Annotated in this window: 7 protein-coding genes and 1 pseudogene; 4 read left to right on the top strand and 4 right to left on the bottom strand. The window is 52.4% G+C overall.

Annotated features, from left to right (window positions below):
- Positions 1 to 19: 19 nt before the first annotated feature.
- Positions 20 to 181, bottom strand: a pseudogene (locus tag ACP96_RS07300) (ISH3 family transposase); the annotation flags it as partial.
- Positions 182 to 942: 761 nt separating this feature from the next.
- On the opposite strand from ACP96_RS07300, the gene ACP96_RS07295 reads away from it, so the two are divergent.
- Positions 943 to 1,935, top strand: a complete 993-nt coding sequence (locus ACP96_RS07295; RefSeq protein WP_050032831.1) for a hypothetical protein — start codon at positions 943 to 945, stop codon at positions 1,933 to 1,935.
- Between the two features lie 139 nt (positions 1,936 to 2,074).
- Positions 2,075 to 2,353: a hypothetical protein gene (locus tag ACP96_RS18540; protein WP_154020418.1), complete on the top strand. Its 279-nt coding sequence runs from the start codon at positions 2,075 to 2,077 to the stop codon at positions 2,351 to 2,353.
- Positions 2,354 to 2,382: 29 nt separating this feature from the next.
- Here the strand turns inward: ACP96_RS18540 and ACP96_RS07290 are convergent, their stop codons facing one another.
- Positions 2,383 to 2,652 (bottom strand): hypothetical protein, encoded by a 270-nt coding sequence (locus ACP96_RS07290; protein ID WP_050032830.1) that lies wholly within the window; start codon positions 2,650 to 2,652, stop codon positions 2,383 to 2,385.
- Positions 2,653 to 3,065: 413 nt separating this feature from the next.
- Here ACP96_RS07290 and ACP96_RS07285 point away from each other — a divergent pair, with 413 nt between their 5' ends.
- Both ACP96_RS07285 and ACP96_RS07280 read left to right on the top strand, forming a co-directional pair.
- Entirely contained in the window at positions 3,066 to 3,419 is a 354-nt protein-coding gene (locus ACP96_RS07285; protein ID WP_050032829.1) for a helix-turn-helix transcriptional regulator, read from the top strand.
- A gap of 119 nt (positions 3,420 to 3,538) precedes the next feature.
- Complete coding sequence (locus tag ACP96_RS07280) at positions 3,539 to 4,513, top strand: deoxyhypusine synthase (protein WP_007997362.1); 975 nt, start codon at positions 3,539 to 3,541, stop codon at positions 4,511 to 4,513.
- A 336-nt stretch (positions 4,514 to 4,849) separates the two neighbouring features.
- Here the strand turns inward: ACP96_RS07280 and ACP96_RS19160 are convergent, their stop codons facing one another.
- The gene (locus ACP96_RS19160; RefSeq protein WP_202593923.1) at positions 4,850 to 5,596 is read right to left on the bottom strand and encodes a hypothetical protein; all 747 of its coding nucleotides are present in this window, start codon (positions 5,594 to 5,596) and stop codon (positions 4,850 to 4,852) included.
- The gene (locus ACP96_RS19995; protein WP_082222482.1) at positions 5,593 to 6,828 is read right to left on the bottom strand and encodes a TaqI-like C-terminal specificity domain-containing protein; all 1,236 of its coding nucleotides are present in this window, start codon (positions 6,826 to 6,828) and stop codon (positions 5,593 to 5,595) included. Before ACP96_RS19995 ends, ACP96_RS19160 begins: the two co-directional genes overlap by 4 nt.
- Positions 6,829 to 6,897: the final 69 nt, after the last annotated feature.

The following is a 6,897-nucleotide window of genomic DNA, read 5'->3' as shown; positions in this document are numbered from 1 at the left end:
TTTATACCCAGCTTTGCTCGCTCCCGCCGGCGCTGGCGCCGGCGAGGACCTCGTACAACGTCTCTGTCGTGACCTTGACGTTCTCGTCGAGATCTATCGCAAGCTCTTCGTTGAGGCTGTTGACGACAAAATTAAGGAGGTGCTCTTCTTCTATCTCGCTGTCTGCTTCGGTAGCTTCCACACCCTTCCCAAGCAGACACTTTCACTCAAACCCGATGTGATCGACTGACTCTTCGTCGCTATATTCTCCTCCTAATAGGATATTAAATAAGAAGTCAAGAAACCAAGCGACGAAGACCAGGATCGGAGTTCTTGTACACTGTGGTGAGTGATGTCTTGTTGCTCCTTTTATTTCTTCGACTAACTACTCTACACCCACTCCTATCGATTTGTTCAACCCCCTTTCTACACACCAATTATAACAGAATCGAATTTATAAAGATGGATTTAGCCGAAGGATATTATTCTGATTAACCATATCCACCTTGGCTCCCCCGTGATTGACCCACCTCACCACTCTTTCTCGTTAGAACAAATCGATAGGGGTGGGTGTGTGGTCCTAGGGACACGGTCGTGGTGAATCCCCCGACTACGTGTAGGAGTGGTCCTATGCTCAATTTTGATCAGCAATGGAAACCTCCCACTAGGGCGTGGAAAGAACTTCTCTCCACTAATTCAATACCGATCTCCTATGGGTAACTCCTCGCGAAACAAATCGATAGAGGTGACCCTCTATATACAGGTGGTTTTGTTGAACAAGTCGACAGAGGGGTGCGTCTAGTGGTAAAATATCTTGAATCCGTGGACCCAGTCGTATCTTCCTGTTATATTTCACCTCCGTCACCACAACCAAAAAGTGACTATAACCACCCAATGACGAATCCATCGATAATCTCTGTCAACAACCTCAGACATTTATCATCGCGCTCTCTCACTACGAATATGTCGTTTCGGGTCAGCTGGCACAATCTCCTTGAGCGGTTAGATGACCTCTCAGAAGGAGCTACGCTCCGGACACCACTCTCGAACGACCGGTTTCAGATAACTGGCGTCCAGGAACACCGTGTCATCATCAGATTCACGGATAGCGGTGAGTCGCGACCGCTTCAAAAAGACCAGTTCGAGACACTATATCGGCGTGTTACCGACTCTACCGATGGGTTCGACCTTGATCGACTCCCACCCGATGCGGATCCATACCCGACGGTATTGAGTCTCCATCCACGATTCGAGGTGAACGACGACCGAGGTGTGATAATCGAGACCGAAGCGCCAACCACCTCATTGTTATTGGACGAGGACCCGCCCTCTGAGCCTGCTCCCGACGAACGGACAGAACCTGATCTCGATGTCTACGCGGATGCGCTGTTGCTCGTCGACGCGCTGGAACGTCACGAGGTTACAGCGCTTGAAGGGGTCGAGACAGGGACACTCATCGACCTGTATACCTTGCTCTCGGACGTTCAACGGAACGCCAACGACCTCCGCAAGGAGATCGCGGACACGCTCTTAGACCGACTCCATCACGACCGACCGGTCTCGGGATCGTACGGCTCGGTCCAGCGGACAACTCGGACGAACCGCTCGCTCAAAGATGACGACGAGGTGCTGGACACGCTCGAATCAGCGGGGATCGACCGTGATCGGGTGGTGAGCGTTGATCGCGGGAAGGTTGACGACGCCCTCGAAGTGACTGATGTTGCTGAAAGCGACGTTTACGAAATTGAAGAAACCGAGTACGTTCGGAAAGCCGAGGTGGACGAAGACCGCAAGGAGACACGGCTCCAAGGGCTGAAAGACCAACTTGCGGCGAGCGATGCTGACGACGCCGACCAGCTTCGCGACGAAGTCGAAGAGCTCGAATCGAGGATTGAGGAACTGACCGAATTCAAGTCTGGACAGTCGTATCACACGCGCTCGAATGCCGACCGATGAGTCCGTCTGGCGACGTGACGGGGCGAGACACGTTACGGTCGACGTCGGCCCGAACGTGGGTGTTTCTCAACGGTCGACGCGAGTCCCTCGAGGCTCTCCAGCACAGGTAGTTTATGTGTCTGATGTGAGAATCGTTGGTATGGGTGACCCGGATTCTCCAACCGTCTCGGCATCTCTCTCTAGTCCCACGGATATTCCAGCAGTCCTGAATCGAGCTGGCATCGATCACGTGAGTGTCCATGATCACCGACTCCTTGCTATCTATCACACGGCAATTCTCAACGTGACGACTGATCCGCATCAGATATCGGATGCACAAACACTCGAGGTCGAATGCTGGGAGGATCCAATTCCATCTCGTGCTGATGGAAAGTCGTCACAAGATATTCTTCAGGACTTCACCGACGTGTTCGACTGAAGATAGTGTATACACTGTTCTGTGACTACTCAGTCGGTGACTCGCTCGCGAGTCACAGCGATGAGTAGCCACAAGAACAGCCACGCGAACAGAAACACGACGAGGAGCCCAGTTGGAGACAGGGCTCCAAGCGGACTCATGAGATCGGCTAACACTGGGAGGGAGAGGAGAAAAATAATTCCAGCCCCCACGCTCCCACCGAGGCACTCAACGAGTGGCCAGACTGCGGTTTCACCCGTCTCAATGTCGCTATCTGGGTGGTGGTGCGACTCTGCCCCCGCATAGCTTGGTGTGGCCATACATACCACCTATCAAAAAGTACATATTCGATCGTTATAAATCTGTCTTCGGAAGCCTCATAGAGTGAAACGCCTTCTTAGTGATTTTTAGCCCTGAGTAAGCCGTACCGCCCTACAACTGGCAACGTGACGAGATGGACAGACAGGCCACGGTCGATGTCGACCGTGACGTGGGCTCAGGATTCACTTGTCAGCGATGCCTGCTGCCTTATGTAACATTTACCGTCCCCTATTCACCGGATTTCTACATAAGGCATTGATTTACAATATCGATTGAACGAACCCGAAAAACGCCCGTTGCGGGTTTGTCGTGCCACCGAGTGGGAGATTGGCACAATAATCTCGGCCAATCTCATAACGAGTGTTAGCGACAGAAAGACCGATTATAATGGAGACACGTTAGCTGTTGGAATATGAGTGCGTCACAGGGTGAAGCCGATCTCTCGGAAGACGAACATGCGGGTCTTGAACTGATCCGCGAGACGGGTGGGATTCACCAGAGCGACTTTTGGAAAGAGCTGGATGTCTCTTCGCGAAAAGGAAGCCGAATAGTCGAAGCGCTTGAGAGTGCCGAGGTGATCCAGCGTGAGGAAACGGTGTACGAAGGTCAACGGACCTACTATCTCGAACCAACAGCATCTGATCTTGACTTTTCACTGCTGATGGCGGGTGACATGCTCTCGCCATTCATCGGTGAGGAAGAGGTCGATCCGCAGGCAGACGCCTTCTCCCAATGGCTGATGAACCTCGCGTACGAGGAAGAGTGACTCTGTTCTCAAGGGCTTCTGACGGCTCTTAGTCACCAACTCTCAATTGTTGAGGGTTTCATCAACGGCTTGGAGACCGATTCCGAGTTCTTCAAACCGGCGTCAGATTATCCAGTAGTATGGACAAAGATGACTCTCACAGCGACGTCGTTCCTGGGAGTGATGAGGAACCTGACACGCCGGATGTTCGTGGCTACGACTTTCGTGGAGAATTTGATTTTGACGAGATGCTCGACGCCTATGGGACAACGGGGTTCCAGGCGACGCAGCTCGCAGAGGCAATCGACATCGCCGAACGTATGCAGGAGGCGGACGCCACTGTCTACCTCACGTTCACGTCAAACATCATCTCGTCGGGGCTGCGCGAGACCGTCGCGTATCTCGTTCGAGAGGGGTATGTGGACGTAGTTATTACGACGTCTGGATCGCTGACCGAGGACGTGATCAAGACGGCAAAGCCATTCAAGATGGGAAAATGGGACGCAGACGAGGCATCGCTCCGTGAGCGTGGGATCAATCGGCTCGGGAATCTCTTCGTTCCTTCTGACCGGTATGTGTGGTTGGAAGAGTATCTGTATGATTTCTTTGAGGACTTTTTCGCAGAGGAGAAAGTGAGAACACCGACGTCGTTCGCACGCGAGTTAGGTGAAACTCTTGAGGATGAGGATTCGGTTCTAAAGCAGGCTGCGGACAACGACGTACCGGTGTACTGTCCAGCATTGACGGACTCCGAGGTCGGGAACTTCCTCTACTATTACCGTCAAGGGTATGATTCAGAAGTGGGTATTGAGATTTTGGACGACTATGACTCGCTAATTGAAGATGGGCTGCTGGCGGACTCGACGGGGCTCATCGCGGTGGGTGGTGGAGTACCGAAACACCATGCAATCATGACGAACCTCTTTCGAGGGGGAGCGGATTACGTGGTGTACATTTCAACGGGGATGGAGGGTGATGGGTCATTATCGGGTGCACCGCCGAACGAGGCTGTTTCTTGGGGGAAGATCAAAGAAAACCAGACGAACTACACACAAGTGGAAGCAGAGGCTACACTTGTCTTCCCACTGCTTGTGGCGAAAGCGTTCAAACAATAACCTCTCACACGCCCGTTGCGGGTCTGCTATGATATCGGGTGGGCGTAATTAGCGCAATAATCACGACCACAGATGCTACTCGATAGTTGCTTCTTCGATTTTCTCGATCTCCTCGTCAGTGATTCCGTACAACCCGTATCGATCTCGTCGATCAGGCCGTCTATCTTTGTGATCTTCTTGTCAAACTCCTCGGCACGCTCGACCCTCTAGAGGTAGTTCTCTGGGTCGCCGGCCACGTCATCGACGTCGGGCAACTCGATCGCCTTCAGCCGGTCAACCCGCGAGTTTGTTTTTGTTACCGCCTCACGGAAGTTCGCGAAGCTAATCTTGTCTTGGTCAGTTCTCCCCGAACGCCGATTTGACGTATTCCGGTAGGTTGGTCGCAGCGAAGGCGGGCACAAACTCCTCAGCTAAGAGTTCACGCTCGTCTGAGGCCCCCGACGAGAAGTCCCCCTCAATTACATCTCTACGGCTCGCGACCTTTCTGATGACAGGGGATATGTCGATCTTGGGGTTGTGACTCATCGCTTCGCCCGTATGGATGTCTTTCATCCACAGTGTCCATCGGAATCCGTCAGTTCCGATTCCTACTAGGTACCGCTGCTTGGTATCGCGAAGGTACTTACAGAAGGCATCCTCTTCAAGATACTCTCGAATATCCTCACTTGCGTGTGTTTTCGCACCAGTCATTTGCTCTCGGTTTACTGCCTTCGCCTCAACGATACACACGATAGCCGGGTCGATGTTTTTCAGTAGATAGTCGGGCTGTTTCGGCTCGACTTTTCGATACGTTATTGGCTGGCGGATGAAGTGCGGCCCAATTCCGTCGTATTCCGCTGAGGAGGAACTCAGGTATCCAAGTCCATGGAGGACCGGTCCAATGAGATACTGCTCTGTGAAGACCTCTGGTGCCTGTTCAACGCGTGCTCCTGAGAACTTCTTCGGACTACGAAAGAGTTCACTAAGCTGCCCAGCCTCTCCGAGCTCTCGGAACTTCTGTGGGAACACCTCTAACTGTCTCCTGACCTTCCCCGCGATCTCGTCGTCCTCGGTTAGGGAGGCCAGAGACTGGTTTTCGCTCACTCCCCTACTGCCTCCTCAACGATCTCGATCTCCTCGTCGGTGAGTCCGTACAGCTCGTAGACGATTTCGTCGATCAGTGCGTCCGTCTGCTCGATCTTCTCGTTGAGCTCCTCTGCGCGTTCTTTCGTCTGTAGGTAGTTCTCCAAGTCGTCAGCCACGTCGTCGACGTCGGGCAGTTCGATCGCCTTCAACCGGTCTATCAGCGAGTTCGTCTTCGTCGCCGTCTCGCGGAAGTTCGCGAAGCCGCCCGCCTCGTCGACGGCGACCGGCACGAAGTGTTCGATCAGGTCCGCCTCCCGCTCCGTGAGGTCCGTGATCCGGAACGCTGGCAGGTACTCTGTCTCCGTGTAGCCCCACCGGTCCGTCTCGTGTGCGTCCTCGTCGTCGGGCTTGTAGCGAGCGGTGGCCTCTATGAGGACCGTGTTTGGGGACTCGCGCTCCACGCGAGCGGTCCCGACACGGAGGCTGTTTTGATCTTCACTGTCCATTTTTAACTGGTTATTTGGAGGACTGCTAACTGGCTGTATGAGCCCGATATCCGCAATGGGCCTTGTTTCTACCTCAGATCGTAGTGTGAGGTAGTCAGTGAGATCTGTATTAAGTTGCGAAAGAGACTGCTTGTGGTCTGCGATTTTCTGAGCGAGATTCGCGAGTGCTAAACGAATGTGTTCGCTACTCGTCTCACATCCATCACCAGATGCCGCATGTTCGGGTTCTATCTGAATTGCTTCTAATCCATCTCGATATGTCTCTACTGCTGTAGCTGAGCGGAACTCATTCTCTTGAAATAGAGGGATTGATTCGAGATATTGCGTGGCAATATGATTATCAACGAAGCAGCATTTAAAGAAGGAATTTATAAGCGTTGATGAAATTACTGCGAGAGTATAGTACAGATTCAGGTCAACATCATCGCGCTCGATAATCGCGTTAGTTGTGTTGAGGCCAATATATTTCTCCGTATCAACAGCGGCGACAATTCTTTGTGGAAGGTGTACATTTCTGATCTCTTGGACCAATATCTTCCTGTCTGCTTCCCAATATTTTTTCTCTCTCTGTCGGGCCGCCTGATCGCGACTTAGCAGATCTCGGTCGTAGAGGACGTAAGTTCCCCCCCAGCTATAGTGATATCGAGAGATGTTTTCACCATGTAGCGCCTTTCGATGCTGATCTGTCTCCTTTTTTTCGCTCAAACGTTCAGTGTTATTTCCGGTTCGCAGTCCTTGTACCATATCTGCCAAATCACCTAACGGAGTAACTCCATCAAGTGTGAGTATTTTCAGTACCTCACAAAGCATCCT

Source organism: Halorubrum halophilum (assembly GCF_000739595.1).
GTDB lineage: Archaea > Halobacteriota > Halobacteria > Halobacteriales > Haloferacaceae > Halorubrum > Halorubrum halophilum.
This window is presented reverse-complemented; position numbering and strand designations above follow the sequence as displayed.